General features: G+C 70.2%; 30 protein-coding genes. 11 read left to right on the top strand and 19 right to left on the bottom strand.

Going from position 1 to position 24,321, the window contains the following annotated elements:
- Nucleotides 1-150: 150 nt before the first annotated feature.
- The 17 genes from WMR31_RS13245 to WMR31_RS13165 all read right to left on the bottom strand — a co-directional run bounded on the left by WMR31_RS13245 (nucleotide 151) and on the right by WMR31_RS13165 (nucleotide 12,602).
- Nucleotides 151-573 (bottom strand): nuclear transport factor 2 family protein, encoded by a 423-nt coding sequence (locus tag WMR31_RS13245; RefSeq protein WP_340539313.1) that lies wholly within the window; start codon nucleotides 571-573, stop codon nucleotides 151-153.
- Between the two features lie 81 nt (nucleotides 574-654).
- Nucleotides 655-1,071, bottom strand: coding sequence for a EutQ-related cupin domain-containing protein (locus tag WMR31_RS13240; protein ID WP_340539312.1), 417 nt, complete (start codon nucleotides 1,069-1,071; stop codon nucleotides 655-657).
- Between the two features lie 230 nt (nucleotides 1,072-1,301).
- The gene (locus WMR31_RS13235; protein WP_340539311.1) at nucleotides 1,302-1,712 is read right to left on the bottom strand and encodes a carboxymuconolactone decarboxylase family protein; all 411 of its coding nucleotides are present in this window, start codon (nucleotides 1,710-1,712) and stop codon (nucleotides 1,302-1,304) included.
- Entirely contained in the window at nucleotides 1,709-2,449 is a 741-nt protein-coding gene (locus tag WMR31_RS13230; RefSeq protein WP_340539310.1) for an SDR family oxidoreductase, read from the bottom strand. Before WMR31_RS13230 ends, WMR31_RS13235 begins: the two co-directional genes overlap by 4 nt.
- A complete protein-coding gene (locus tag WMR31_RS13225) occupies nucleotides 2,446-2,706 on the bottom strand; it encodes a hypothetical protein (protein WP_340539309.1) in 261 nt (86 codons plus the stop codon). Before WMR31_RS13225 ends, WMR31_RS13230 begins: the two co-directional genes overlap by 4 nt.
- A gap of 22 nt (nucleotides 2,707-2,728) precedes the next feature.
- Nucleotides 2,729-3,229 (bottom strand): 3-phenylpropionate/cinnamic acid dioxygenase subunit beta, encoded by a 501-nt coding sequence (locus WMR31_RS13220; protein WP_340539308.1) that lies wholly within the window; start codon nucleotides 3,227-3,229, stop codon nucleotides 2,729-2,731.
- A complete protein-coding gene (locus WMR31_RS13215) occupies nucleotides 3,229-4,545 on the bottom strand; it encodes an aromatic ring-hydroxylating oxygenase subunit alpha (protein ID WP_340539307.1) in 1,317 nt (438 codons plus the stop codon). Before WMR31_RS13215 ends, WMR31_RS13220 begins: the two co-directional genes overlap by 1 nt.
- A 4-nt stretch (nucleotides 4,546-4,549) precedes the next feature.
- Nucleotides 4,550-5,590, bottom strand: a complete 1,041-nt coding sequence (locus tag WMR31_RS13210) for a dihydrodipicolinate synthase family protein (protein WP_340539306.1) — start codon at nucleotides 5,588-5,590, stop codon at nucleotides 4,550-4,552.
- Nucleotides 5,591-5,638: 48 nt separating this feature from the next.
- Nucleotides 5,639-6,478, bottom strand: a complete 840-nt coding sequence (locus tag WMR31_RS13205) for a DODA-type extradiol aromatic ring-opening family dioxygenase (RefSeq protein WP_340539305.1) — start codon at nucleotides 6,476-6,478, stop codon at nucleotides 5,639-5,641.
- Nucleotides 6,475-6,726: a hypothetical protein gene (locus WMR31_RS13200; protein ID WP_340539304.1), complete on the bottom strand. Its 252-nt coding sequence runs from the start codon at nucleotides 6,724-6,726 to the stop codon at nucleotides 6,475-6,477. Before WMR31_RS13200 ends, WMR31_RS13205 begins: the two co-directional genes overlap by 4 nt.
- A gap of 5 nt (nucleotides 6,727-6,731) precedes the next feature.
- A complete protein-coding gene (locus tag WMR31_RS13195; protein WP_340539303.1) occupies nucleotides 6,732-7,889 on the bottom strand; it encodes an alpha/beta hydrolase family protein in 1,158 nt (385 codons plus the stop codon).
- Between the two features lie 30 nt (nucleotides 7,890-7,919).
- A complete protein-coding gene (locus WMR31_RS13190) occupies nucleotides 7,920-9,119 on the bottom strand; it encodes an NAD(P)/FAD-dependent oxidoreductase (RefSeq protein ID WP_340539302.1) in 1,200 nt (399 codons plus the stop codon).
- Nucleotides 9,116-9,322: a ferredoxin gene (locus WMR31_RS13185; protein ID WP_340539301.1), complete on the bottom strand. Its 207-nt coding sequence runs from the start codon at nucleotides 9,320-9,322 to the stop codon at nucleotides 9,116-9,118. The genes WMR31_RS13190 and WMR31_RS13185 overlap by 4 nt, the downstream gene beginning before the upstream one ends.
- Nucleotides 9,323-9,330: 8 nt before the next feature.
- Nucleotides 9,331-10,530 carry an amidohydrolase family protein gene (locus WMR31_RS13180; RefSeq protein WP_340539300.1) on the bottom strand — a complete coding sequence of 400 codons (1,200 nt, stop codon included), beginning with the start codon at nucleotides 10,528-10,530 and terminating at the stop codon, nucleotides 9,331-9,333.
- A complete protein-coding gene (locus tag WMR31_RS13175; protein ID WP_340539299.1) occupies nucleotides 10,527-11,117 on the bottom strand; it encodes an amino acid synthesis family protein in 591 nt (196 codons plus the stop codon). The genes WMR31_RS13180 and WMR31_RS13175 overlap by 4 nt, the downstream gene beginning before the upstream one ends.
- A 109-nt stretch (nucleotides 11,118-11,226) precedes the next feature.
- Nucleotides 11,227-11,568 (bottom strand): ferredoxin family protein, encoded by a 342-nt coding sequence (locus WMR31_RS13170; protein ID WP_340539298.1) that lies wholly within the window; start codon nucleotides 11,566-11,568, stop codon nucleotides 11,227-11,229.
- Nucleotides 11,569-11,603: 35 nt separating this feature from the next.
- Nucleotides 11,604-12,602, bottom strand: coding sequence for an NAD(P)/FAD-dependent oxidoreductase (locus tag WMR31_RS13165; protein ID WP_340539297.1), 999 nt, complete (start codon nucleotides 12,600-12,602; stop codon nucleotides 11,604-11,606).
- Between the two features lie 158 nt (nucleotides 12,603-12,760).
- Here WMR31_RS13165 and WMR31_RS13160 point away from each other — a divergent pair, with 158 nt between their 5' ends.
- From WMR31_RS13160 to WMR31_RS13130, 7 genes are read left to right on the top strand one after another with little or no spacing between them, the layout of a single operon-like run.
- Nucleotides 12,761-14,008 (top strand): aromatic ring-hydroxylating oxygenase subunit alpha, encoded by a 1,248-nt coding sequence (locus tag WMR31_RS13160; protein ID WP_340539296.1) that lies wholly within the window; start codon nucleotides 12,761-12,763, stop codon nucleotides 14,006-14,008.
- Between the two features lie 23 nt (nucleotides 14,009-14,031).
- On the top strand, nucleotides 14,032-14,997 hold the full coding sequence (locus WMR31_RS13155) for a DODA-type extradiol aromatic ring-opening family dioxygenase (RefSeq protein ID WP_340539295.1): 966 nt from the start codon (nucleotides 14,032-14,034) through the stop codon (nucleotides 14,995-14,997).
- Complete coding sequence (locus WMR31_RS13150) at nucleotides 14,994-15,878, top strand: alpha/beta fold hydrolase (protein ID WP_340539294.1); 885 nt, start codon at nucleotides 14,994-14,996, stop codon at nucleotides 15,876-15,878. Before WMR31_RS13155 ends, WMR31_RS13150 begins: the two co-directional genes overlap by 4 nt.
- Complete coding sequence (locus WMR31_RS13145; protein WP_340539293.1) at nucleotides 15,875-16,051, top strand: hypothetical protein; 177 nt, start codon at nucleotides 15,875-15,877, stop codon at nucleotides 16,049-16,051. Before WMR31_RS13150 ends, WMR31_RS13145 begins: the two co-directional genes overlap by 4 nt.
- A gap of 55 nt (nucleotides 16,052-16,106) precedes the next feature.
- Nucleotides 16,107-16,982 carry an alpha/beta fold hydrolase gene (locus WMR31_RS13140; RefSeq protein WP_340539292.1) on the top strand — a complete coding sequence of 292 codons (876 nt, stop codon included), beginning with the start codon at nucleotides 16,107-16,109 and terminating at the stop codon, nucleotides 16,980-16,982.
- Entirely contained in the window at nucleotides 16,979-18,295 is a 1,317-nt protein-coding gene (locus WMR31_RS13135) for a M20 family metallopeptidase (protein WP_340539291.1), read from the top strand. Before WMR31_RS13140 ends, WMR31_RS13135 begins: the two co-directional genes overlap by 4 nt.
- Nucleotides 18,296-18,318: 23 nt before the next feature.
- Nucleotides 18,319-19,098, top strand: coding sequence for an IclR family transcriptional regulator (locus WMR31_RS13130; RefSeq protein ID WP_340539290.1), 780 nt, complete (start codon nucleotides 18,319-18,321; stop codon nucleotides 19,096-19,098).
- Between the two features lie 47 nt (nucleotides 19,099-19,145).
- Here WMR31_RS13130 and WMR31_RS13125 read toward each other — a convergent pair whose 3' ends face one another.
- Complete coding sequence (locus WMR31_RS13125; RefSeq protein WP_340539289.1) at nucleotides 19,146-19,559, bottom strand: hypothetical protein; 414 nt, start codon at nucleotides 19,557-19,559, stop codon at nucleotides 19,146-19,148.
- A 57-nt stretch (nucleotides 19,560-19,616) separates the two neighbouring features.
- Here WMR31_RS13125 and WMR31_RS13120 point away from each other — a divergent pair, with 57 nt between their 5' ends.
- Genes WMR31_RS13120 through WMR31_RS13105 form a run of 4 tightly spaced genes read left to right on the top strand, consistent with a single transcriptional unit; the run spans nucleotide 19,617 to nucleotide 23,373 of the window.
- Nucleotides 19,617-20,594, top strand: coding sequence for an ADP-ribosylglycohydrolase family protein (locus WMR31_RS13120; RefSeq protein ID WP_340539288.1), 978 nt, complete (start codon nucleotides 19,617-19,619; stop codon nucleotides 20,592-20,594).
- Entirely contained in the window at nucleotides 20,591-21,364 is a 774-nt protein-coding gene (locus tag WMR31_RS13115) for an NYN domain-containing protein (protein ID WP_340539287.1), read from the top strand. The genes WMR31_RS13120 and WMR31_RS13115 overlap by 4 nt, the downstream gene beginning before the upstream one ends.
- 52 nt (nucleotides 21,365-21,416) lie before the next feature.
- Nucleotides 21,417-21,968, top strand: coding sequence for a hypothetical protein (locus tag WMR31_RS13110; protein WP_340539286.1), 552 nt, complete (start codon nucleotides 21,417-21,419; stop codon nucleotides 21,966-21,968).
- Nucleotides 21,969-21,975: 7 nt separating this feature from the next.
- Complete coding sequence (locus WMR31_RS13105; RefSeq protein ID WP_340539285.1) at nucleotides 21,976-23,373, top strand: Sir2 family NAD-dependent protein deacetylase; 1,398 nt, start codon at nucleotides 21,976-21,978, stop codon at nucleotides 23,371-23,373.
- A gap of 22 nt (nucleotides 23,374-23,395) precedes the next feature.
- On the opposite strand, the gene WMR31_RS13100 is transcribed toward WMR31_RS13105, so the two are convergent.
- A complete protein-coding gene (locus WMR31_RS13100) occupies nucleotides 23,396-24,199 on the bottom strand; it encodes a TetR/AcrR family transcriptional regulator (protein ID WP_340539284.1) in 804 nt (267 codons plus the stop codon).
- Between the last annotated feature and the right edge of the window lie 122 nt (nucleotides 24,200-24,321).

Genomic DNA, 24,321 nt, shown 5'->3' with positions numbered 1-24,321 from the left:
AGTTTGAGGCGCGCAACAACAGACCTGTTTTGCTGAACGAACCGCGATAGGCATCTGTCCGCGCCGAAAGAGCAGGCGCGATGTGGAGGCGGCCGAAGTGCACCTCACGCCCGGGACCACGCCGGCCCGCGCCCGCCTGCGGCGATGGGGTCAGTGGCCGGCTTGTGTGGAGTGACCAGACATCGCCGCGGTGTCCCAGTAGAACACATCGATCTCCGCAAGTAGCTCGTCTCGGAACACGAAGAACTCGGCAACGCGCATCGGGAACAGCTTCCCAGTGGCCTTCAGCCGGGCCTGCGTCTCGACCCGCATGAGGACGGTCTGCTCGTCGATCTCAAGGTAGGTGGGTGCAAGATTCTCGCGTCCTCGGACGAACTCGTAGAGTGCGCCGGCTGATTCCATGACGTGAAGAAATCCCTCCAGTCCGAAATGGTCGCCGCCGAAGGGCAACGAGGGCGCCTCACGGATGACGAACTCAGGATGTAGTAGTCGCCGCGCGCCTTCGAGGTCTCGAGGTGAGGCACTCACCGCCGCACTGAATTGTTCGATGAGCGCGATGTTGTTGTGGATCATCCCTTGAACCTCATTCGCTGAACTCGTGGCCAATTAGCCATAATGCACGACAATACTTGAGATGGATCATGATGTCACCGTCTAGTCATGGGCGCCGGGCTCCGGCCCGCCCGGACCCATGCCGTTGAGCGGCACGTACCAGTCATGGGGCCAAAGGACCACAAATGCCCTGCTCCCCGCCTTGCCGCCTTCCGAGACCGTCGTGCCTTTCGCAATCAAGATCCCCTCGCCGGCGCGGGCGGTGGTCCGCACCCCGTCGGTCTCGACCCAGAATTCGCCGGAGATCACGAAGAATGCCTCATCGAACTGAAGCTTCCAATTTCGGATCTCGGCGTCCTTGATCTCATCGATCCGCACGAATCCGCCGCCAAGCTGGGTCGTTTGGCGCGCGTTGATCGACCGCGCCGTACGCACACCGCTTCCGGTTCCGGGCATGACCTCCACGTAAGGAGTGTCGTCCTCGGTCAGCAGCCATACTCCCGGCGTGCCCTCAGTCATGAAAATTCCCTTTCCGATGTCGATTGTTGTCGCTATCCGCTGCCAGCATCGGCCACGAAACCTCGCAATGATCAGTTAGTCCCCGCGCAGGCCGAGGCAGCGGGTGATCTGAGGTTGGCTTTCGCCAGGACGGAGAAATTTCTGCTAGCCCGGGTCTATGCCAGGACCGACGTGCGCAACCGGGCCGAGTCGATCCAGCTGGTCTGTCGCGCCGGCTCGGCCTGATCGATTCACTCGACGAGCCAGGCGACGGCGTCCGGGCTGGGGTCGATGCCCTCGGCGCCGACGACCTCGCGCCACACGTCGAAGCCGTGCTGGAAGGCGACGACGCCCGCCTCGGGCAGGGCGATCTCGATCGTCTCGAGGACCTCCTGGGCCGTGGCGCCGACCTGGAGAGCGACCCTGATGTGGCTGGCGATGTGCTCGCGGTCGCCGCGCAGAACGGTGAGGCTGAGGACGAACAGGAGTTCCTTCGTCTTCCGGTCGAGCGTGCGCTGGTCGAGGTAGGCCGCGGAGACCAGCCCGTTGGCGGCCTGCAGGACCGGGAAGTCCTGGGCGGCCATCACCCGGTGGTAGTCGAGGAGGTAGCCGCGCCGGCGGACCATGTCGTCGACGTACTCCTGCGGAGTCGGGTCGGTCATCGGGATCCTCCGTTGGTGAGTAGCACCTGGCCGGTGACGACCCGCGAGGTCGCCGGGTCGGCCAGGTGGAGGTAGGCGGCCGCGTGGTCGGCGGGGGTCGGTGTGGTGCAGAGCAGGGTGGCGGCGGCGATCCGCTCGTCGCGGTCGACGCCGTCGCCGGCGAACCGGGTGGCGGTGGTGCCGCCGGGCGCGACCCCGTTCACCCGGACGTCGGGCGCGAGGTCGGCCGCGAGGTGGTCGACCACGCCGCGCAGCGCCCATTTGGCGCTGCCGTAGAGCACGCCGCCACCGGCCGGCCGGAAGGCCGACTCCGAGAGGGTGAGGGTCAGTGAGCCCCGTGCCTCCCGCAGCGCGGGCCAGGCGGCGTGGGCCGCCAGCAGCGCGCTGAGCACGTTGAGCCGCCAGGCCCGCTCCGCGGTGGCCAGCAGCCGGTCCGCGTCGAGCTCGCGGATCGAGGCGTAGCCGTCGAAGACCCCCACGCAGCAGGTGAGGTGGTCCAGGCCGGTCGCCCCACGGGCGGCGGCGACCGCCGCGGCGAGCACGTCGGGCTCGGCGCCGTCGCCCTCGACGATCTCCAGGCGGCCGGACGTGTCGGCGCGGAGGGTGGCGGCGAGCTCGGAGGAGTGCTCCACCACGGTCACCCGTGCCCCGGCGTCGAGATAGGCCAGGGCGGCGGCCCGGCCGATGCCGGAGCCGCCCCCCACGACCAGGATGGTCCGGCCGCCGAGCCGGCTCACGGGGCAGGCCGCCGGACCAGAAGCTCGGTGATCAGGTCCGGCGCCTGGTAGCTGAGGCAGTCGAGGGCGACCGCGTCGAGCTGGATGCGCGTCCCGCGGCGAGGCGACCAGATGTCGAGGCGCATCCCGTTGCGGGTCTCGACCCGGCGCACGACGACGTCGGCGAACTCGTTGGCGACCACGATCGGCCCGTCGACTGAGGACGCGGGGTACTCCGACAGGTCGCCGATCGGCGGGTGCTCCATGACGGGCTCCATGGCTCCTCCTACTGGTTCCGGTTCAGACGAAGATGGACAGGTTGTGGGCGTTGATGAGCGACTGGTCGAAGGCGGCCCACCGCTTTGCGAGCCTCCAGCCGTCCGCCGTCCGCCGTACGACGTCCTTGCGGGCGAGTGAGTAGAAGCTCGGGTTCGGGCTGTCCCCACGGCTGCGGTAGATGAAGCAGTTCGACGACGCGAGGAACTCCTCGGCCACCTCGGTCGGGTCGACCACGACGTTTGTGACGTAGTGCCGGGTCCGCGACGGCGGCTGCTCGGCCCAGGCGAAGTCGGTCTCCAACCGGCGCACGCGCACCTCGAGAGTGGCGGCGTCGTCGTCGAAGATCCGGGAGGTCGGGGAGAGCTCCCAGTCGGCGAGGCCCTCGCGGGTGACCCGCACCGGTACCTCGTACCTGATGTCTTCGGTGAGCATGGCCAGCCAGTCGCGGAAGCGACGCTCGTCGAGGGCGAGCGCCTCACGGTAGAGGAACTCGGTCACGTCGTGCACCAGATCGCGGTCCATCACGCCTCCCCGGCCAGGTAGTCGCCCCACCGAGACCACAGGTTCCGGAAGTTGGTGTCGTTGACGTAGGGCACCAGCGCGGTGCCGGGACCCGGGAACTCCGGGTCGGGCTCGCTCTCCATCCCCATGATGTAGGGGAAGTCGACGTCTCGGACCATGGTCGACTCTGCCGATCGGGTCACTTTGGTCCAGTTCTCGAAGTCGTCCTGCTCGAAGGTGCCGGCCTGGCCGAAGGCCAGCGTGTAGCAGCGGTAGGCCTCGTCCTTGTACGCCTGGTCGGCGCCTCGGGGCACCAGGCACCAGGAGTACATCTCCATCCGGCCCGGACCGGCCGGGTGGTAGAGCCGCATCGTGACGAACCGGACACCCGGCTCACCCGGAACCAGGCTGAACGGCTGCATCAGGAAGGACAGGTTGGGGAACACCGTGCCGACCGCGGTCCGGGTCTTCTCGAAGACCGCGACCTGCTCGGGCGAGAGGCTGGTGCGCATGTCCTCGACGAGCTCGTCGGGGAAACCGCCGAAGGGCGGGAAGTTGGGGCTGTGCCCGAGTCCGATCCCGTGCCCCTTCCCGGGGACGTGGACGGCCCAGCCCTGGCTGTGGGTCGAGCCGGACGAAGGGAAGTAGCCGAGGTTGAAGCCCCACTGGTGGGCGACCGGCGTGTGGTAGCCGTCGCCGGCGAAGTTCTCGGCGCAGATCTTCCAGTCCGTCTCCGCGACCCAGTGGTCCGGAGGACCGTGCACCTCGACGCCCTCGGCGCCCTGCTTGAGATAGAGGTCGAGGTAGAACCGGAAGTCGCCGAGATAGTCGGCGAGCGACTCCGCCTCCGGGTCGAGGCAGCCGAAGAGCAGGCCCTCGTACGACTCGACCCGGACCCGGACCAGACCCCACTCCTTGCGCTTGAGGCGCCCCTCGTAGCCCTCCTTCATGTACGGCACCCCGATCAGCTCGCCGGAGTTCTTGTACGTCCAGCCGTGGTAGGAGCACCGGAAGTGCGAGGCGTTCCCGAGCTCGGCCTTGCACATCACGTTGCCCCGGTGCCGGCACATGTTGAGGTTGGCGTGCACCTCGCCGTTCTCGTCGCGGACGACGATGAGGTTGTTGTTGGCGATGTAGCGGGTGACGTAGTCGCCGGGGGAGGGGATCTCGCTCTCGTGGGCCAGGAAGCACCATGCCTTCGAGAAGAGACGCTCCTGCTCGAGGGCGTGCACGTCGGCGTCGTTGAACGCTCGCGCCGGGAAGCGCCCGTCGCGGATGCCCTCCCGCGTGCTCGCCACCCAGTCCGCGAGGGGAGTGGGGTCTGGTCGGGTCGTCATCGGGTCACACCTGGGCCAGCTTCGGGGTGCGGGCGCCGAACTTCTCCTCGACCTCGCGCTTGATCTGGTCGTAGCGCTGGACGTGCTCGGCCGTGGTGGTGACGTGCTCGGCCGGCACGAGGTCCTCGGAGTACGGCGGACGGCACTTGCCGACGTTGATGTAGCCGGCGCCGTTCACGCGGATCTTCTCGAGCGGGATGTTGTACTTCGCGAACTCCATGAAGTCCTGGCCCACGAGGAAGGGCTCGTGCGCCCAGCGCAGCCGCTCGGTGAGCCAGCGGGCGTCCTCGGTGCGGCCCTGCTGGAGCGCGTCGCGCAGTTCGAGGACCGGTCCCGGGCCCATGGCGGTGGTCGAGGACCAGGCCATGCCGACGAGCTCCTCGCCGTACATCTCCCAGGCGGGGAACCAGTCGGTCTCGATCGACATCAGCGGGAAGCGGGTGCCGGTGTGGGCCATGTCGTTGTGGTAGCGGAAGCCGACCGAGGCGCCGCCGGCGTACTTGACCGCGACGACCTGCGGGAGGTCGACGAGGGTCTTGTAGACGCGCCGGGGGATGATGCCGCCGAAGGCCGCGGTGTTGTCGTAGACCACGATGGCCTGGTCCGGAACCGCCTCGGCCACATCGCGGTAGAAGCGCTCCATGACCGGCGCGACCATGTCGCCCCACATCGGACGCCCGAGCAAGGTGCCGGTGATGCCGAGGTCCGAGAGGAACCTCATCCGCGAGACGGTGTCGCGGGTGTTGAGAGTGGTGGTTCCGATGAAGACCGGGAAGTCGGCGTCAACCGCGCGGACGGTCTCCGCGACGCAGCCGGCGAAGGCCTTCCACTCCTCGATGGTCAGCGTGGCGCACTCGCCGAGGGTGCCGTTGAGCGCGATCGCGTCGACGCCGTCGGAGATCAGCGTGCGGATCATCCGCTCGGTCTCGGCCAGGTCGACCGTGTCGACCGCGTCGACGCGCTCGGCGCCGGGTAGCGCGGGGGTGGGCGGGTAGGCCATGACACCGCGCATGTCGCGTCCGGTGACCTTGGGCAGCGTGCTCATTGGTTGCTCCTGAACTGGTGGTGGGTGGAGTGGTGCGTCGGTGGATGGTCAGAGCCGGGCGGCGGCGACGGCGGTCCCGGTGAGCCAAGCGGGCACCGGCTCGTAGGCGAGGACGTCGAACCCGGTGCCCGCGGCGCCGGCGGCGACGAGCCAGGTACGGATCTCGTGCGCGCCGTTGCCTGCCGCGTCGATCTCCTGCGCCGTGTAGTCGGTCAGGCGGTCAGCGTCACCGTCGGTGAGGCGGTCGAGGAAGTCCTTGTCGAAGTCGACATTGATGTCGCCCGACTCGGGCAGGCCGACCCAGTGCGACAACCCGCCGGTGGCCAGTACGACGACGCGCTGCGCCTCGGACTGGCTCTCGACCGCCGCCCGGACCATCCGGCCGAAGTCCAGGCAGCGCTTGGGGGTCGGCCAGGGCGGGTTGACGCCGTTGACGATGACGGGGACCAGCGGCAGTCGCGCCTCGGGGTCGAGGTACTTCAACGGCACCGAGAAGTTCTCGTCGAACTCCAGGCCGCCCTCGACCAATGCTGGGTCGAACTCGTTGTCCAACGCGGCCCGGTAGAGGTGGCTGCCGAGCGCGGCCGCCCCCGGGTGGTGGCGCTGGGAGACGTCGAGGAACTGCGCCATCTCGGGGGTGACCGGCCCGAGGTAGCGATCGCCGGTGGCGATCGCGAACGCGGGCAGGTTGGATAGGCTGAAGTTGGTGAAGTGCTCGACGGACACGGCGATCACCGCGTCCGGCTCCAGCGCCTCGATCCGGCGCCGTACCTCGGCGAAGGCATCGAGGACGGCGAGCCGGGCCGCCTCGTCGGCCCGCTCCGGCCAGCCGCTGATTCCGGGGGAGTGCGACGTCGCGAAGGCGCCGACGATCTTTCCCTTGCTCATGATCGTTCTCCTCGGATCTGCGCGTAGTACTCCGCGCGATCGACCTGGAGCTGGATCGCGCAGAAGTACAGCAGGTAGGGGTTGATGCCGTGCTCGTAGAGGGACTTGAAGTCGAGTGCCCGCATCCACTCGCGGAGCTGGCCCTCGACCTCGTACTCGTCGAGCACCGGGCCGGCGTCGGCCAGGTAGCGGTCCCGGACGGCAGGGTGGCGGCGGATGTCCCACAGGAGCCGGTGCAGCTGGTACATCGTGATCAGCCCAGCTTGTGGACGAACCAGTCGGCGAGGCGGGCGGTCGCGACCGAGAAGTAGTCGTAGCTGCAGTGCAGCGACCCCGCGCCGTCGTAGATGTCGACCGTGACGTCGTCGACGGTGAGCGCGTCCACGAAACGGCGGGCGCCCTTGATGTCCATGATGATGTCGTCGGTGCCGTGCATGACGTAGACGGGCACGGCGATCTTGTCGGCGACCCCGTCGAGGGTGAACGCGGCGAGCTTCTCGCGGGCCTCGGCGTCGTCCTTCGAGCCCGAGAGCCACTGGAGCTGCTGCTGCAGGGGCGGGTAGAACTCGTAGAAGTCGGTCAGGATGCTCCAGGTTCCGCACCATGCGGCCACCGCCTTGACCCGTGGCTCGAAGGCCGCCGCCCGCGGGGCGTAGTAGCCGCCGAAGCTCACCCCGGCCAGGCCGATCCGGTCCGCGTCGACGTCGGGTCGCTGGGTGAGGTGGTCGAGGATCGCGGCGACCGGCACCTCGTAGTCCGGGCGGCTGTAGAGCTCCTTGAAGCGCAGCGAACTGCCGCGACCGGGGGTGTCGACCATGACCACGTTCATGTCGCGGGCCGGGAACTCGGTGCCGCCGAGGAAGTACAGCTCCTCGGCCCACGAGTCGGCGCCGCCGAGGAAGAGCACCGTCGGTCGGGCCTGGCCGGAGTCGTCGGGGCGCACGATGTAGCCGTCCATGGTGATCCCCTCGAAGGGGACGTGGATCCGCTCGATGGTGCCGCCGGAGAGCTCGGCCGCCTTGATGAAGTTGGCGGTGCCGGTGCGGTAGGCCTCCTCGCGGCGCGGGTCGCTCGAGCCGAGGAAGAACTCCGAGTGGCGCCAGTAGCCGCAGGAGCGCTGGAGAGCACGGCGAGCGGTGGTGATGTCGCCGGCCTCGAGGGCGGCCTCGCCGGCCGCGGCGACCTCCTTCGCGGTCCGGCTCCACTCGGCCTGCCACACCTCGCCGTCCGTGGTCGTCGTGCCTATCCGGGCGGCGGTGCGGGCGCATTCGAACAGGTCGGCGCCACCGACGGCGACCTGCGCCAGCAGGCGCATGGTCTGCAACGACCAGTCCTCGTCCTGCGGGAACAGCTCGATGGTGGAGAGCGCGTCGCGGTTCTCGGCCGTGGCGGCATTGACTGTCTGGGTCATGTCGGGTCCTTCGGATGGTGGTGGGCTGGGTCAGGAGGCGGCGGGGGCGGCGGAGAGCAGGTCCTCGACCTGTCGTTGCTCCGCGATGGCCGCGCGCATCGCCGCGAGCCGGCGCGGCGCGTTGATGCACACGGCGCCGCGGACGACACCGGCGCGGGAGGTGACCGCCACGACGGAGCGCTCGGTCTCGGTGAGCACGGCGACGTCGTCGGCGGGCGAGAGACGCCCGAGGCAGCGCACCCTCGCGTCGTACTGGTCGGTCCAGAACATCGGTACGGCGTCGAACGCGGCCGGCTCGCCGAGCAGGGTCGCGGCGGCGTGGCCGCCCTGCTCGACCGCATTGGTCCAGTGCTCGATCCGCAGCGACTCGCCGAACAGCGAGTGGTCCCAGCGGACGACGTCGCCCGCAGCGACGACGCCCGGGGCGCTGGTCGTCAGGTCCGGCGCGCAGAGGATGCCGTCGCCGAGGGCGAGGCCCGAATCCTCGAGCCAGCCGATCGCGGGCACGGTGCCGATGCCGACGAGGACGGCGTCCGCGACGATCCGCTCGCCGCCGGCGAGGTCGAACACCGTGCGCCGGCCGACCTCCTCCGTGCGGGCGATCCCGGACGGGCAGAGCACCCGGACGCCGTGGTCCTCGTGCCTGCGGCGGAACCAGCTGCCGAGCGCGGGACCGAACGCCCGGCTCATCGGCACCGGGGCGATGTCGACGACGGTCACCGTGACACCGAGCGCCACCGCGGTCGCCGCCACCTCCATGCCGACGAAGCCGGCGCCGACGACCACGAGGTGGCCGCCCGCGCGTAGGGCGGCGGCGAGGCCGTGCGCGTCCGAGGACGTGCGCAGCTGGTGCACCGACGGCAGCTGGTCCACGATCGACGAGGGGCGCAGGATCGAGCCGGTCGCGACCACGAGGCCGTCGTAGGACACCGTGTCGCCGGAGGCCAGCAGCACCTCGCGGCCGGCGACGTCCAGCCCGGCGGCAGGTACGCCGAGGCGCAGGGTGACGTCGCGGTCGTCGTACCAGGCGGCGGGGCGGAGCAGCAGGTCGTCGGGCTCCTCGCCCTCGACGAGCCGGGTCAGTGCGGCCTTCGACAGTGGCGGCCGGTCGTAGGGCAGGCCGGGCTCGGCGCCGACGAGGGTCAGCTCACCGTCGTAGCCGCGGCGGCGCAGCTCGTCGATCGCGCTCACTCCGGCGAGGGATCCGCCGACCACGACGATCCGGTTCACGGCGTCTCCTCGACCCGGATGGCCTGGGCCGGGCAGCAGCGGGCCGAGGCATCGGCCTTGGCGCGCAGCGCGTCGGGCGGATCGACGATCCTGAGCACGGCGCGGTTCTCGTCCTCGTCGAAGTCCCAGATCTCGGGGGCCTCGATGAGGCAGTTGGCGTAGCCCTGGCACTTTCCGGGCTCGAAGAGCAGCTGGTAGGCCATCGCGGTCCTCAGTGTCCGGCCGCGTCGAGGTGCGCCATGGGCGGGCTGACCTCGACCAGGCGGGCGGCGCGGGGTGTGTTGCGGCTGGTCAGGTTGCGCAGGACGCCCCGGGTGACGACGGCGGTCACGCCGGGGATGTCGCCGATGGAGAGCGCGCCGATCGCGTCGTCCGCGGTCGATCCCCAGGGGGCGTCGAGGACGACGAGATCGGCGTCTCTGCCGACCTGGACCAGGCCCGACGACAGGCCCCAGGTGCGGGCGTTGTTGCCGGTGGCGGCGGCCCAGACCCGGGCCGGGTCGATGCCCGACCAGGAGGAGAGCTCGGCGACGGTCTTGATGACGCCGAGGGGCATCACGCCGGTGCCAGTGGGGGTGTCCGACCCGATGACGATCCGGTCGAAGCGGTCCTCGGCCTCGCACTTGCGCAGGATCCGGACGGCGGAGCGCAGGTTGCCGGCCTGGACCAGTTGGAGGGCCATGTCGGTCTCCTCGATGATCCGGTCCACGCCGGCTTCGGGCAGCGACGTCGGGCCGCCGTTGACGTGGCCGCAGACGTCCGGCGCGAGGTGCAGCAGGTGGTCCGGGGTGATCGGCTTGCTGCCCGGGATGCTCGCCCCGCCCGAGTGGCACATCACCGTGATGCCGTGCTCCTGCGCCCAACGGACCTGGTCGTAGCCGTCGGCCGGGTCCTGGTAGAGGCCGAAGCCGAACTTGGCCAGGTGGACACCGGCCGTCTGGAGCTCGGCGAAGTCGGCCCGGGTGAGGGTGGGCTCGAGGACGACCGCGCCCGCGTGGACGGTCATCCCGCCGGGGTGGAAGTTCTCGAAGCAGGCGCGGGCCGCGATGGCGAGCGCCTTGACGCCGACGGCGGTGTGCGGCCGGCCCTGGGCGTGGATCTCCCCGGGGGAGACCACGCTGGTGATGCCGCCGTGGACGTAGCTGGCGAGGAAGTCGACCGTCTTCTGGCGCGGCGTGTAGTCGCCGAGCACCACGTGGCAGTGGGAGTCGACGAGGCCGGGGGCGATCGTCGTACCCCGGGTGTCGACGACGACCTCGGCGGCGGTGACCGCCGCGGCGAGGTCGTCGCGGCGGCCGACCGCGGTGATGGTGCCGTCGACAGCGACCACGGTGTCGGCGCCCTCCACGACGGGGGCGGTGTGGTCGCCGGAGAGGACGATGCCCGCGCCGACGAGTGCGATGCTGCTCACTGGGCACCGCCCCGGACATCGGCTTGGGCCTCGGCGACGGTCATCCCGCCGACCCGGGCGTTGATCCGGCCGCGGTTGGCGACGACGGCGATCACGACCAGCTCGTCGGCGTGCGGGGCGTCGGGCACGTGGACGGTCATGGCATCGTAGTGACTGCGCACCCAGACCTCGTCCTTGTAGGCAAGCGGCACGTCGATCGTGGCGTCGGTGCCGCTGGGCTTGGTGACCGAGGTGATCCACGCCTTGCCGCCGCCGACGGCATCGCGCAGCGCGTTGCCGAAGATCGAGGTGACGGCGGCGTTGACGTGCTCCTGCTCGCCCGCGGTGCCGACGAGACCGCCCTTGCCGTAGCTCTCGGGCGCGCCGCCGAGCAGCCGGATCGCCTCCTGGCCGAGGAGCGTCCCGATCTCCGCCGACGCGTCGGTGATCGCGGAGAGGTCCTCGACGTAGCCCTGGCCGGCGAACGGGTTCGCCACGACGGCGCACACGGCGACCTTGCGCAGCGGTCCGCCCTCGTCGCTCCGTCCGGCGACGGAACGGGTCTCCTCGACCTGGGACACGACCTTGCGGATGACCAGCGGGGTCACGGTTCCTCCTGAGCGTTCGGGCGTCGTTGGCGACACCGATCACGCTAGGAAGCGGAGCTGTCGGACCGCAGTCCCCGATCGGGCGTATTCGGCCGGTCCGGCGCCGGGCTCACGCTTCGAAGGCGGCCACGAACGGCGTGTCGACGCCAAGGTCGCCGAGCTTCTGGGCGCCGCCCGGGTTGCCGATCGGCTCCGCTCGGCCCGGCAGCGGCTCGGCGAAGAAGGCCCGCGAGTCCTCGAGGAACCTGGCGAGCTCGGGATCCTTGCGTGCCCGCCGGTCGACGAAGATCGCATCGACCGGGCATTCGACCTCGCAGGCCCCGCAGTCGATGCACTCGTTCTCGTTGATGTAGCTCTTGCGGCCGCCCACGTAGATGCAGTCCACGGGGCAGACCTCTACGCAGGCGCGGTCGATCTCGTCGATGCAGTTGGCTCCGATGACGTAGGTCATGCTCAGGGTCCTGTCGATGCTCGGGGTGGGAGGGCTCAGGCGGCGTCGTCGGTGGAGTGGCCGGGGAAGAGGGTCAGCTCGGGGTCGAGCTCGACGGCGACGTGGTTCATCGCGGTGGCGACCTCGCCGAACCCGACCGACATGAGCCTGACCTTGCCGTCGTAGTCGGTGAGGTCCCCGGCGGCGTACACCCGGGGGAGGTTGGTCCGGCCGGCCCGGTCGACGGCGACGGAACGACCCGACAGCTCGACCCCCCACTCGCGCAGCGGGCCGAGGTCGCTGATGAATCCCAGCGCGGCGATCACGTGGTCGGCCGCGACGACGACCTGCTCGCCCGACCTCGCCTGCAGGGTGACCTTCTCCAAGACCCCCGCGGCGAGGTCGCCGTCCAGCGCGACGACCTCGGTGTCGGTGTGGATCGCGGTCCCGCTCTCCTGGACCCTGGCGAGGGTGGCGGCGTGACCGCGGAACGTCTTGCGGCGATGCACGAGCGTGACCGAGCGCGCGATCGAGGCGAGCGCGTCGGCCCAGTCCAGGGCGCTGTCGCCTCCCCCGACGATCACCACGTCCCGGTCGGCGTGGACCGCCGGATCGATGACGAAGTAGGAGAGTCCGCTGCCGAGCCACTCGGCGCCGACCTCGAGTGGACGCGGGGTCGGCGTACCGATGCCGGCGGTCAGCACGACCGCCCTGGCCCGTACGACGGTCCCATCGTCCAGGGTGACCACCGGCTCGTCGCTCTCGTGGTCGAGGGAGACCGCCTGACGTCCGAGCAGGTAGGTGGGCGCGTAGGTGTCCGCCTGCGCGACGAGGTTGGCGACGAAGTCGCGCCCGCGGATCGACGGCAGTGCCGCGACGTCGCGGATCTCCTTCTCGGGGTAGAGCGCCATCACCTGTCCGCCGGCCTGGGGCAGGACGTCGACGACGATCGTGGACAGTCCGCGGAATCCCGCGTAGTAGGCGCCATACAGGCCGGTCGGGCCCGCGCCGACGATGAGGACGTCGGCCGTCAGGGTCTCGGGCGTGGTGGTCACGGTGGCTCCTCGGAGGACGGGTGTGCGACGGCCGCCGAGTGTAGGTAGATCGAGAACCGGAGTCGTCACGTCCTGATTCGCTCACCGAAACCACTCCGGATTCCACTGGGCGAACCGACGCTGTTGTCGGGGCTCCACCGCGCTGGTCTGATGCGACCATGACTCAGACTGTGGGCCAGAAACGCGATGCCGGCGACGAGGGCGTCAGGGCGGCCAAGCCCCGCGCGGCGAAGAGACCTCAGCCCAAGCTTCCGGGTAGGCAGGACTGGTCCAGCTGGCCGCATTACCAGGCGGCGGATGCGGGGTTCCGGGGCTACTGGTACCCCGTCATGTTCGCCGACCAGGTCGGGGAGCGGCCGATGCGGGTCACGCTGCTGGGTGAGGACATCTTCGTCATCCGCGACGGCGACAGGGTCCGGGGAATGGCGAACCGGTGTCCGCACCGGGGCGTGCCGCTCAGCTACGGCAACAAGCAGTTCCCCGGCACCATCTCCTGCGTCTACCACGGCTGGACGTTCGACCTGGAGACCGGCGACCTGAAGGCCGTGATCACCGACGGCCCGCAGTCCCCGATCTGCGGCAAGGTGACCCAGCCGATCTACCACGTCGAGGAGCGCCTCGGGATGGTCTGGATCTTCGTCGGCGACGGCGAGGAGCCGCCCTCGATCGACGAGCAGCTCCCCGAAGAGCTGGTCGACAACGCTGCCGTGCTCGGCGCCCGTATTCAGCCCCGCGAGGGCAACTGGCGTTTCGCCTGCGAGAACGGGTACGACGAGGGGCACGCCAAGTACCTGCACCGCACCGCACTGTGGCGGCTGTTCAAGGCGATGCCCGTGTGGAACACCACCAGGATCGTCAAGCGCGGCCGCTGGATCTACCGGGTCCAGGAGGAGCAGTTCTGGGAGGCCGACTTCCCGGGCCTCGGCCGCTGGACCGGCCTGCGCTGGTGGCGGATCAAGCCGCCGAAGAACACCAGCAACATCGGCAACACCGCCGCGCACCGGGAGACCAACCCGGTGATCGCCGCGCAGGAGTTCCCGGGCTTCGCGAGCGTCAGCATGCCGGGCGTCCTGCGGATCGTCTATCCGACCTTCATCCATTACGAGTTCTACGTCCCGGTCGACGCCGACAACCACCTTTACGTCGGCGTGATGGCGAGCTTCGCGAAGGGCATCAAGACGCTGCCCTTCTACGCCAAGTACCTCGGTTCGATCCGGTGGCTCTTCCACGGCCAGTTCTCCGGCCAGGACAAGTGGATGGTCGAGGTCACCGACGCGCCGCCGGAGAAGCTCTACCGCCCCGACGACGCCCTCCTGCAGTGGCGCAAGCTCGCCGAGGACGTCACCGAGGACCGGATCGACGCCCTGGCCGAGCGGGGCATCGCGGTCCCCGACCCGAGCGCCTGAGCCAAGCCGAGAAGGAGAGCCAGATGGCTTCGATCGTCCTGGGAGTGGGCGCCTCTCACTCCACCCTGATGAACACCCACTGGGACAAGGTGGTCCACACCGAGCGTGGCGAAGCGTTCCGGGACGGGCTGACCGTGGCCCGCGACCGGTTGGCGCAGGCACGCCCCGACGTGGTGATCGTCGTCGGGTCCAACCACTTCCGCGGGTTCTGGCTCGACCTGATCCCGGCGTTCACGATGGGGGTCGGGGAGGTGATCGCCGCCGGTGACGGCGGCACGCCCAAGGGCCCGCAGCACACCGACCCGGAGTTCGCACAGGCGCTGGCCACCGAGCTGGTGAACGCAGGCACCGAGGTCGCGATCTCGGCCCGGCTGACGATCGACCACGGCCAGGCCCACGCGATCCAGTACCTGCTCGACGGCATCGACGTGCCCGTCGTCCCCCTCGTGGTCAACGTGTTCGCGCCGCCCCTGCCGACGATGCCGCGGGTGGCGGAGCTCGGGGCCAACATCGCCGCGGCCGTCGAGCGCATCGGGGGAGACAAGCGGGTCGCGATCGTTGCCTCCGGTGGACTCTCCCACCAGCTGCCCTGGCCGAGCGACTGGACCGCGCCCGACGGCGAGGACGAGGAGTTCCTCGTGGAGGCGTGGCTCAACGGCCGCGGCGATTGGGAGAAGTACGACGTACGTCGCCGCGAGATCATCGTCGCGGCCCGTCCGACGATCTTCGAGGACTTCGACACACAGTTCCTCGCCGACCTCGAGAAGGGCGCGATGCGTCCCTATGCCGAGCTCACCTCGGAGCAGATCGTCGAGCGGGCCGGCAACGGCGGCCAGGAGCTGCGCACCTGGTTGGTGATGATCTCCGCCCTGGGCTTCGCGCCCGGCAAGGCCCTCGCTTACGCCGCCATGCCGGAGTGGCTGACCGGGATGGGGGTCGCAGTGATCGAGCCCACCATCTCCGACAGCTCAGACAGGAGCAACCAGTGACCACCGAGCATCTCACCTCACCGGCGGCGGGCCCGATGCCGCAGAGCCACTACGCCAAGGCCGACGGTGTCGAGTACCACTACCACGACATCGGATCCGGCCAGGACACGATCTTCCTGCACGGCGGCGGGCCGGGGTGCACGGCGTGGAGCGACTTCGGTCCCGTGGCGCCGTACTTCGAGCGGGACAGGCGATGCCTCCTGGTCGACATCCTCCAGTACGGCAGGTCCGAGAAGTGCCGGGTCACCGGACCGATGTGGGACTTCCACGCGGCCAAGACCGTAGCGCTGATGGACGAGCTCGGAGTCGACCGGGCGGACTTCATCTGCAACTCCTGGGGCGGCACGATCGCACTGAACCTCGCCGCCCTCCATCCCGACCGGGTCCGCTCGCTGGTGATCACGGGCAGCATGCCGGTCTTCTACGGGCCGCTGGCGCCCCTCCCCGAACGCGGCCACCGCGGCCGGACGGCCCGCGACGTCTACTACGGCGGCGAGGGCCCGACCCGGGAGAAGATGCGCCAGCTGATCACGCGGCTGGAGTGGTACGACGCCGAGCGGCTTCCCGAGGAGACTCTCGACCTGCGCTACCAGCAGAGCCTGGAGCGTGAGGAGCGCGAGCTCGCCGCCTTGTCCGACTCGCCGCGGGGCGAGTGGCAGGACCTCACCGAGCAGTTGGGCAAGATCGAGGCGCCGACGCTGTTCATGTGGGGCCGTGAGGACGCCTTCCTCACCCCCGATTACCCGATGATGCTCGCCCGCATGGTCCAGCGCGGGAACCTGCACGTCATGGACCACGTGTCCCACCACCTGCAGGAGGAGCGTCCGGGCGCCTACCACGCGGTCGTCGACGGCTTCCTCGAGGCCATCGACCACCGGTGAAGATCCAGCTCCCCACGACGACCATGGAGACCAGCATGAAGACCCTCATCGCACTCGCGCTCGTGCTGCTCACCCTCGGTGCCGCCAGCCGCCGCCTTGCCACCCACCAGGCGCTGCTGCCCGAGGTGAGCAGCCGCATCAACACCCGGGTCATCCGCATCAACCAGCGCTGACCGCCGCCGCGCACCCCGCGCGCACGTACCCACCCGTTTCCAAGGAGACACAGCCATGACGCAGGACCTGGCCCCCACCATCTGGGGCGAGCTCGCCGACCTCGACTTCACCCTGACCACCGTCGATGCCGGCGGCGTCCCGACCAGATCGCTGCAGGCCGGCCATGGCGAGGAGTCGATCATCTTCCTGCACGGGACGAGCGGACACCTCGAGGCGTTCATCCGCAACCTGCGCCCGCACGCTGAGAAGTACACGGTCCACGCGATCGACATGCTGGGGCACGGCTACACCGGCAAGCCGGACTTCCCCTACGAGATCCCCCGCTACCGCGACCACCTGCTGGCCTACATGGACGCGGTCGGGATCGAGAAGGCGCACATCGGCGGCGAGTCGCTCGGCGGCTGGGTCGGCGGCCGTACGGCGATCGACAACCCCGAGCGGGTCGCGACCCTGCAGCTGCTCTGCGCCGGCGGCACCGTGGCCAACCCCGAGGTGATGGAGCGGATCCGCACCAGCACCCGGCTGGCGGTCGAGACCGATGACATCGAGCTGACTCGCAAGCGGATGCGGCTGCTGATGGCCGACCCGGTCAACGCCACCGAGGAGCTCGTCGCGGTGCGCCACGCGATCTACCACCGCCCCGAGTTCGTGGCCAACATCGACAACCTGCTCTCCCTCCAGGACATGGATACGCGACTCCGGAACATCCTCAAGCCCGAGGACCTGGCCCAGATCACCGTGCCGACCCTGATCGTGTGGGGCCGCAACAACCCCTTCGGCCAGATCCCCGAGGCCACCGCGATGCACGACAACATCGCGGGATCCGAGCTCGTCCTCCTCGACGAGTGCGGTCACTGGCCCCAGCACGAGCAGGCCGAGCAGTACAACCGGATCAGCCTCGACTTCCTGGCCAAGCACCCGATCGGGTGACCCCGACCGAGGCCGCCGTCGCGGAGGTGATGGCGCACGTGACCCGCGATCGGCTCGCCGAGCTGATCGCGGGCGTGGTGGACATCCCCAGCCCGACCGGCGGCGAGGGTGTCCTCGCCGCCTGGATCGCCGACCGGCTGGCGGCCAACGGAGTCGAGGGACGTGTCCAGCAGCTCGACGAGTGTCAGGCGAACGCCGTCGCGGTCGTGCCCGGAGGCCCCGGTCCGTCCCTGCTGCTGTACGCGCCGCTGGACACCTTCACCACGGGGGATCCGGCGCTCGACGTACCGTGGGCCAGCGGCGCCGTGCGCGCCGACATGCTCCCTCGCGCTACCTTCCACGGCGACGTGGTGGAGGGTCTCGCCGCCGGCAACCCCAAGGGCCACGCCGCGGTGATCATGGCCGTCCTCGAGGCGTTCGTGGCCGCGGAGGTGGCACCACCGGGGGAGGTGATCGGCGGGTTCGGGGCCGGTGGGATGCCGTCGTTCGCGGTGCCGGGCGCCGGCGCGTCGGGCCGGGTCAACACGGGGCACGGCGTCGGAGCGACCTTCTTGCTGGAGCGCGGCTACACACCCGACTACGCCGTGATCGCGAAGCCCGGCTGGACGGTCTCCCACGAGGAGGTCGGCCTGGTGTGGCTCGACGTGGTCGTCCCGGGATCCTATACCTACGTCGGCAGTCGCCATCGGATGCCATATCGCAACGCGGTCGCGCTCGCCGGTCGGATCGCCGTGGACCTGGAGGAGTGGCTCGAGGGCTACGCCGAACGTCACGAGCACGCCACGATGCGTCCACAGGGCGTGGTGGCCGGCATCCACGGAGGCGCCGATCGGCTCGCCGCCGCCACCCCGGCGACGGTCCGGCTGCGGCTCGACGTCCGGCTCACCACCGAGCAGTCCGGGCCGGAGGTGGTGCGTGAAGTGCGGGCCGAGGTGGACCGCATCAGCGCTGCCCTGGGTCTCGAGGGGGTGACGGTGCTGCAGGTCGCCCACGTGCCGGCTACCCGGACCGACCCCCTCTCGCCGGTGGTGCGAGCGGCCACGACGGCGTTCGAGGCGGTCTCGGGGAGTCCGCACGAGCCGATCGGTCAGAACAGCGGAGCCACCGACGCGAACATCCTGCGGATGCGCGGAGTGCCGACGGCCCGGGTGGGCATGCCGAAGGTGTCCAAGGCGCCCGGCGGTGGCGAGGTCGACTTCTCCTTGGGAATGAACCTCGCCCACCTCGGCGATATGCGACGATTGGCCGAGGTCCTGGTGCGAACGGTGCTGGAGTTGGCGCCGCATGCCCCACTGGTGACGACAGGGCGCTAGGACACGACGGGGTGGAGAGACAGGTGACATCGACCAGCGGGAGTGCGTACGGCGCCGGACAGGGCGAGGGAGCCAACAGCGTCCTCGGCAAGGCCCGCCTGATCCTCGAGAGTTTCACCCTCGACGACGTCGACCTCTCCCTGGCCGAGATCTCGAGACGTACGGGGATCTCCAAGCCGTCCGTGCACCGACTCAACCAGGAGCTCCTCGACTGGGGAATGCTGGAGCGCTCGGGACAGGCGTACCGGCTCGGGCTGCGCGCCTTCGAGCTCGGCAGCCGGGTGCCCCGCTTCCGGGTGCTGCGCGACGCCGTACGCCCCCACATGGAGAGTCTGTGCTTCTCGACCAAGGAGACCGTGCATCTTGCGGTCCTCGACGGCCTCGAGGTGCTCTACCTCGAGAAGATCGTCGGAACACCGCAGGCGACCAAGCCGTCCCGGATCGCGGGGCGGATGCCCCTGCACGCCACCGCCACCGGAAAGGTGTTGCTCGCGCACAGTCCGAGGACGGTGCTCGATGCCGTCGTGGCTCGCGGCCTCGAACGGATCACGTCTACGACCGTCGTCTCCTCACAGTTGCTGAACGAGCAGGTGGCCAAGGCGCGAGCCGACGGCTACGCGACCGAGTTCGAGGAGGTCACGCTCGGCTACTGCTCGGTCGCCGTGCCCCTCTTCGGCCCCACCGGACTTCTGCTGGCCTCGCTCGCGATCACCGCCCCGATCTTCCGGGCCGACACCCGGAAGTTCGCGATGGCGCTGACCGCGGTCAGCCGCAAGGTGGCCATCGACCGGTCGGTGAACTGACGTCCGGGAGCGGGCTCATCTGGTGGCGCGCAGCAGGCGAGAATCGGTCAATCCAGGCTGTGAGAGATCACGCGAACCGCGCCGGGCTCGAAGCGGACCTCCACATAGGTCCAGCAGTCGTCGGACAACGTCGCGACCTCGGCGCCGCAGCCGGGGCAGAGGCGGTTGGGGCCGTCGCAGCCGTCGTGCCCGCAGCAGCCGCTGTTGCGGCTGAGTGCCGGGTGCGGTCGGAGGTCCAGCGCGTCTGCCGGATTGACGACGAGGCAACCGATCGTGCCGGCCGGCGCGCCCTCCGACGTCCGCCACCGCGGCTCGGGATCGATGGCCCAGGTGCCCGGATCGAGGGTCGGGGCGTAGCTCACCTCGTCGATCTGGGTCGCTACCGGAAGCGAGTCGAGCCGTGACATCGGGTGGGTGAGCACGCCTCCGCAGCCTGCGCAGGTGAGAATCTGCATGCCCATGCCGTCAGTGTGTCGTGCCCGATCGGGAGCCGCACGTTCGATTCGAGGAGGACGCCGATGGCCCTCGACCCCGCCCAGATCGACCGCGCCCGGGGCGCGGTGCTCGGATCCGCCGCCGGCGACGCGCTCGGAGCGGCCTACGAGTTCGAGAGTGCGGCGATCGGGCCCGACGGGCCGCAGATGCTCGGCGGCGGGCTCGGGGACTTCGCGCCGGGGGAGTGGACCGACGACACCACGATGGCGTGGTGCATCCTCGACGTCGCCGCCGAGCACGAGGACCTGAGCAGCGACCAGGCACTCACCGAGATCGCACGTCGGTTCCGGCGGTGGTATGAGACCGGGCCGGCCGACATCGGCAACCAGACGCGGACGATCCTCGGCGGCGTCGGGCCCGAGCCGCATGCGGCGAGACTGACGGCGGCCTCGCGCGACCTGCACGAGCGGACCGGTCACACCGGCGGCAACGGGTCGTTGATGCGGACCGCGCCGGTCGCGCTGCGCTATCTCGACGATCCGCAGGGCCTCGCTGATGCGTCGCGGCGGATCAGTGCCCTCACCCACTACGACCGCCAGGCCCAGGACGCCTGTGTGCTGTGGTCCGAGGCGATCCGGCACGCCATCGTCGCCGGCGAGCTCGACCTGCGCGTGGGGCTGGTCCTCCTCGAGCCCGCGGACGCCGCGGCGTGGACCGAGATCATCGACGACGCCGAGCGACGCGACCCGGGCCACTTCAACCCCAACGGCTGGGTCGTGACCGCGCTCCAGGCGGCCTGGTCGGCCATCGCGCACACGCCGATCCCGGCCGAGGACCCGAGCCGGCACCTTGCGAACTCACTCGAGACCGCGATCCGGATCGGCAACGACACCGACACCGTCGCCGCGATCGCGGGCGGTCTGCTGGGTGCACGCTGGGGCGCATCAGCCGTGCCTGCGCAGTGGCGCGCGATGCTGCACGGCTACCCCGGTCTCACCGGCGAGGACCTGGTGGCGCTGACCGATCGGGCGATCGGCCCGGCGCTAGGGTCTCCCGCATGAGTGGCGAAGAGTCGCGGGTGGCGATCTACATCGACTTCGACAACGTCGTCATCTCACGGGCCAGCCAGGTGCGGACGACGGGAGCCACCGCGACGGTGGCGATCGACGTCCTGCTCGACTTCGCCACGCGCTACGGGCGGCTCATCATCTCCCGCGCCTACGCAGACTGGTCGGTCCCGAAGAACGCCGACTACCGGTCCCAGCTGGTCGCCCGCGCCGTCGAGCTCGTGCAGCTGTTCCCGGCCTCCGGCACCAAGAACGGCGCCGACATCCGGCTCGCCGTCGACGCGATCGAGGACCTCTACCTGCACCCCGACCTGACGCACGTCGTCATCGCCGCGGGCGACTCCGACTTCGTGCCGCTGGCCCAACGTGCCCGGCGCCTGGGCCGGACGGTGGTGGGCGTCGGCGTGGCCGGCAGCATCAGCAAGGCGCTGGCGAGTGCCTGCGACGTCTACGTCGACTACGACGAGCTCCTCGACGACCGGGAGAAGGCCGAGGCCGAGGTCGCCCACGACGAACCTGCGCGCCCCGAGGCGGACGTCGGACAGCCGCGCCGTCCCTACCCGCTGATCCATGAGGCGATCCGCGGCCTCGACGCCCAGCGCCCCGACCGGGACTGGCACCCACTTTCGGCGATCAAGCAGCAGGTCCTGAGGATCGAGCCGACGTTCAAGGAGCGCGACCACGACGCCGGCGGGTTCGGCGAGCTCCTCGCCCGCTTCAACGGGCAGGTCGAGGTGAAGGACAACCAGGCGCGGCTACGCTGACCGAACCGTAAGAACCGACCTCCCACGCCGAAACCCCAGGTACTACTGACCCATGGACCTCACCGGGCCCGATCGCGGGCCGCACACGCTCAAGGGGTGGCTTCCTTGGGTGGCCGCCGCCATCGTCATGGCGGTGCTGGCCGGAGTGGCGGTCACCACGTTGTTCCTGCGCGACAGTCGCACGGCCGAGGACGCCGCGAGCGTCGAGGACGTCGCCGACCTCGCCGTCGAGGCGGCGCAGGACCTCGACGTCGACGCCGGCATGGAGCTGCTCTGCGAGGCGCCGATGGCGCTGTACCGGATGACCCTGATGACGATCATCGACGACGCCCGCGACGCCGCCGGCACCGTCGACCCCGACGTCGACTACAAGGTCAGCGACGTGAGCGACGGCGCGACCGGGTCCTTCGTCGTGGAGGTGACCAGCAGCGAGAAGGGGCTGGAGGATCGCGAGCTCACGAGTCGCGTGTTCGTCGAGCAGCGCGGCGAGAGGTCGTGCGTCGCCGGCATCGGCGACCCCGATGCCACCGAGCCCGAGATCACCCTGTCCGGCGACGGCTACACCGGCGCGACCCCGCCGAGCCTGCCGCCCCGGACCCCGTGACCGCCCCATGACTCGCTGGGAGGACATCGCCCGCGCCGCCGGGGGCGAGGACTACGGCCGCTGGTACGCCGACCGGTTCCGCGACCTCGCCGAACGCGGCGAGGACGTGCACGGGGAGGCCGACCTGATAGCGGCCCTGCGGCCGGCACCGGCGTCCGTGCTCGACGCCGGCTGCGGCACCGGGCGGATCGCGATCCGGCTCGCAGAGCTGGGCTACGACGTCGTCGGGGTCGACGTCGACCCCGAGATGCTCGACCAGGCCCGCGAGCTGGCGCCCGGGATGGACTGGCGCATCGCCGACCTGGCCGACTTCGATCTCGAGCGCCGCTTCGACGTCGTCCTGGTGGCGGGCAACATCGTGCCGCTCCTGGAGGACGGCACGCTCCCCGACACCTGTGCGCGCCTGGCCGCTCACCTGGCTCCCGGTGGCCTCCTGGTGTGCGGCTACGGCCTCGACGCGGCCCACCTTCCGGCCGGCTGCCCGGTGACGCCGGCCGGCGACGTCGATGCGGCGATGGAGGCGGCCGGGCTGCGCGAGGTGTCGCGCTGGTCGGGCTGGGACCGGGCTCCGGTCGAGCGCGATCGGGGCTACGTGGTCACGGTCCACATCCGCGCCCGAGGGTCGCCTGACGCGGACAGACGCGCGCTCGTGTGGTGCGGCATGTCACAGTGGGGCATGGACTGGCCGAGGATCGTGGTGCTCACCGGCGCGGGGATCTCCGCCGAGAGCGGCGTGGCGACCTTCCGCGACGCCGGTGGTCTGTGGGAGGGACATCGCGTCGAGGACGTCGCGACGCCCGAGGCCTTCGAGCTGCAGCCGAGCGTCGTCCAGCGCTTCTACGACGACCGGCGGGCCGCCCTCGACGGCGTCGAGCCCAACCCGGCGCACCAGGCGCTCGCCCGGCTGGAGGAGGCGCTGGGCGATCACCTCTTCGTGGTCACCCAGAACATCGACGACCTGCACGAGCGCGGCGGCTCCTCGCGGGTCCACCACATGCACGGCGAGCTCCGCTCGGCGCTGTGCCGCAGCTGCTCGGGCCGGGTGCGGTGGCTCGAGGCGCTCATCGACTTCCCGCCCTGCCCGGGCTGCGGTCATGCCGAGCTGCGGCCCGACGTCGTCTGGTTCGGCGAGATCCCCTATGGCATGGACCGGATCCAGGTCGAGCTGCTCCGCGCCGACCTGTTCGTCTCGATCGGCACCTCCGGCGCGGTCTACCCCGCGGCCGGTTTCGTCGACCTGGCCGCCCGCTACGGCGCCCGCACCCTCGAGCTCAACCTCCAGCCGAGCGAGGGCACCCCCGTGTTCGACGAGGCCCGCCACGGACCCGCGAGCCTCCTGGTCCCCGAGTGGGTCGAGGAGATCCTCGCGGCCGCCTCCGCGGTCGACTCGCCCATTTCTCGCTGACCCGTCCGCTATAGCTGACGGGTCAGCGCAAATGTGACGGTGACCCGTCCGCTATGGCTGACGGATCGGCGTCGATGCGGCGGCGGGCGAGGTCGAGGAGGCGGGGGAGGGTGCCCTCGTCGTCGTCGAGGCCGAGGATCGGGGCGAAGCGGCGAATGACGTCGAGATACATCTCGCCGCTCTCGATCACGCGGGGGTCCATGTGGCCCATCACCTCGAGGGCGACGACGCCGTAGAGCTGGTTCCAGCCCTGCATGTAGATCCACACCAGGCCGCGCTCCTCGGCGGGGATGTGGTCGACGTTCGCGGGGATGAGCGGATCGAGGACGACGTCGCGGACCAGCGGCGGCAGCTCGTCGAGCGCCGGGATCGGGAAGGGGCGCTGGCGGTGGACGTCGTGGATGAGGTCGGTCATCAGCAGTCCAGAGGTGGCCAGCGTGAGGAGCTCGCGCCGGGTGCAGAAGGACTCCGCGACCGGATTGGCGAAGACCAGCTGGAAGTGGCGGGGATGGGCCAGCGCCCACATCCGGAACTCGGTCACCGCGGCGATGAGCCGGCCGGGTGCGTCCTCGGGATCGAGCGCGTCGGCGGCGGCCGCGAAGGTCGCGGCGGCCTGCCGGTCGATCTCGTAGGCCACCAGGTCGACCAGCTCCTGGTAGCTGCCCACGTAGCGGTACAGCGCGGGCGCGGTCATCCCCATGCGAGCCGCGACGGCACGCAGGGAGAGCTCCGCGCCCTCGGTCAGCAGGGCCTGGGCCGTCGCCACGATCTCGGCGAAGGTGGCCTCTCGTTGTCGCTCGCGCCGGGTGCCGCCGGGCGTGGTCACTGGAAGGGGATCGGCGGGCGCCACCGTGCTCCGTTCGCGTTCTGGTTGGTTGACGAGGGTCAGTTTACATCGTTTACTGTAAACGCTGTTCACTTAACTGAACGGCAATCACGGACACGTCG

The organism is Nocardioides epinepheli (assembly GCF_037936805.1).
GTDB lineage: Bacteria > Actinomycetota > Actinomycetes > Propionibacteriales > Nocardioidaceae > Nocardioides.
The sequence above is the reverse complement of the archived record's forward strand: the minus strand, read 5'-3'. Positions and strand labels throughout refer to the sequence as shown.

Coding starts and splice junctions, on each gene's coding strand:
- WMR31_RS13245 (WP_340539313.1), bottom strand. CDS start 573: ATGATCCACAACAACATCGCGCTCATCGAACAATTCAGTGCGGCGGTG.
- WMR31_RS13240 (WP_340539312.1), bottom strand. CDS start 1,071: ATGACTGAGGGCACGCCGGGAGTATGGCTGCTGACCGAGGACGACACT.
- WMR31_RS13235 (WP_340539311.1), bottom strand. CDS start 1,712: ATGACCGACCCGACTCCGCAGGAGTACGTCGACGACATGGTCCGCCGG.
- WMR31_RS13225 (WP_340539309.1), bottom strand. CDS start 2,706: ATGGAGCCCGTCATGGAGCACCCGCCGATCGGCGACCTGTCGGAGTAC.
- WMR31_RS13220 (WP_340539308.1), bottom strand. CDS start 3,229: ATGGACCGCGATCTGGTGCACGACGTGACCGAGTTCCTCTACCGTGAG.
- WMR31_RS13215 (WP_340539307.1), bottom strand. CDS start 4,545: ATGACGACCCGACCAGACCCCACTCCCCTCGCGGACTGGGTGGCGAGC.
- WMR31_RS13210 (WP_340539306.1), bottom strand. CDS start 5,590: ATGAGCACGCTGCCCAAGGTCACCGGACGCGACATGCGCGGTGTCATG.
- WMR31_RS13205 (WP_340539305.1), bottom strand. CDS start 6,478: ATGAGCAAGGGAAAGATCGTCGGCGCCTTCGCGACGTCGCACTCCCCC.
- WMR31_RS13200 (WP_340539304.1), bottom strand. CDS start 6,726: ATGTACCAGCTGCACCGGCTCCTGTGGGACATCCGCCGCCACCCTGCC.
- WMR31_RS13195 (WP_340539303.1), bottom strand. CDS start 7,889: ATGACCCAGACAGTCAATGCCGCCACGGCCGAGAACCGCGACGCGCTC.
- WMR31_RS13185 (WP_340539301.1), bottom strand. CDS start 9,322: ATGGCCTACCAGCTGCTCTTCGAGCCCGGAAAGTGCCAGGGCTACGCC.
- WMR31_RS13170 (WP_340539298.1), bottom strand. CDS start 11,568: ATGACCTACGTCATCGGAGCCAACTGCATCGACGAGATCGACCGCGCC.
- WMR31_RS13160 (WP_340539296.1), top strand. CDS start 12,761: ATGACTCAGACTGTGGGCCAGAAACGCGATGCCGGCGACGAGGGCGTC.
- WMR31_RS13155 (WP_340539295.1), top strand. CDS start 14,032: ATGGCTTCGATCGTCCTGGGAGTGGGCGCCTCTCACTCCACCCTGATG.
- WMR31_RS13140 (WP_340539292.1), top strand. CDS start 16,107: ATGACGCAGGACCTGGCCCCCACCATCTGGGGCGAGCTCGCCGACCTC.
- WMR31_RS13125 (WP_340539289.1), bottom strand. CDS start 19,559: ATGGGCATGCAGATTCTCACCTGCGCAGGCTGCGGAGGCGTGCTCACC.
- WMR31_RS13120 (WP_340539288.1), top strand. CDS start 19,617: ATGGCCCTCGACCCCGCCCAGATCGACCGCGCCCGGGGCGCGGTGCTC.
- WMR31_RS13115 (WP_340539287.1), top strand. CDS start 20,591: ATGAGTGGCGAAGAGTCGCGGGTGGCGATCTACATCGACTTCGACAAC.
- WMR31_RS13110 (WP_340539286.1), top strand. CDS start 21,417: ATGGACCTCACCGGGCCCGATCGCGGGCCGCACACGCTCAAGGGGTGG.
- WMR31_RS13105 (WP_340539285.1), top strand. CDS start 21,976: ATGACTCGCTGGGAGGACATCGCCCGCGCCGCCGGGGGCGAGGACTAC.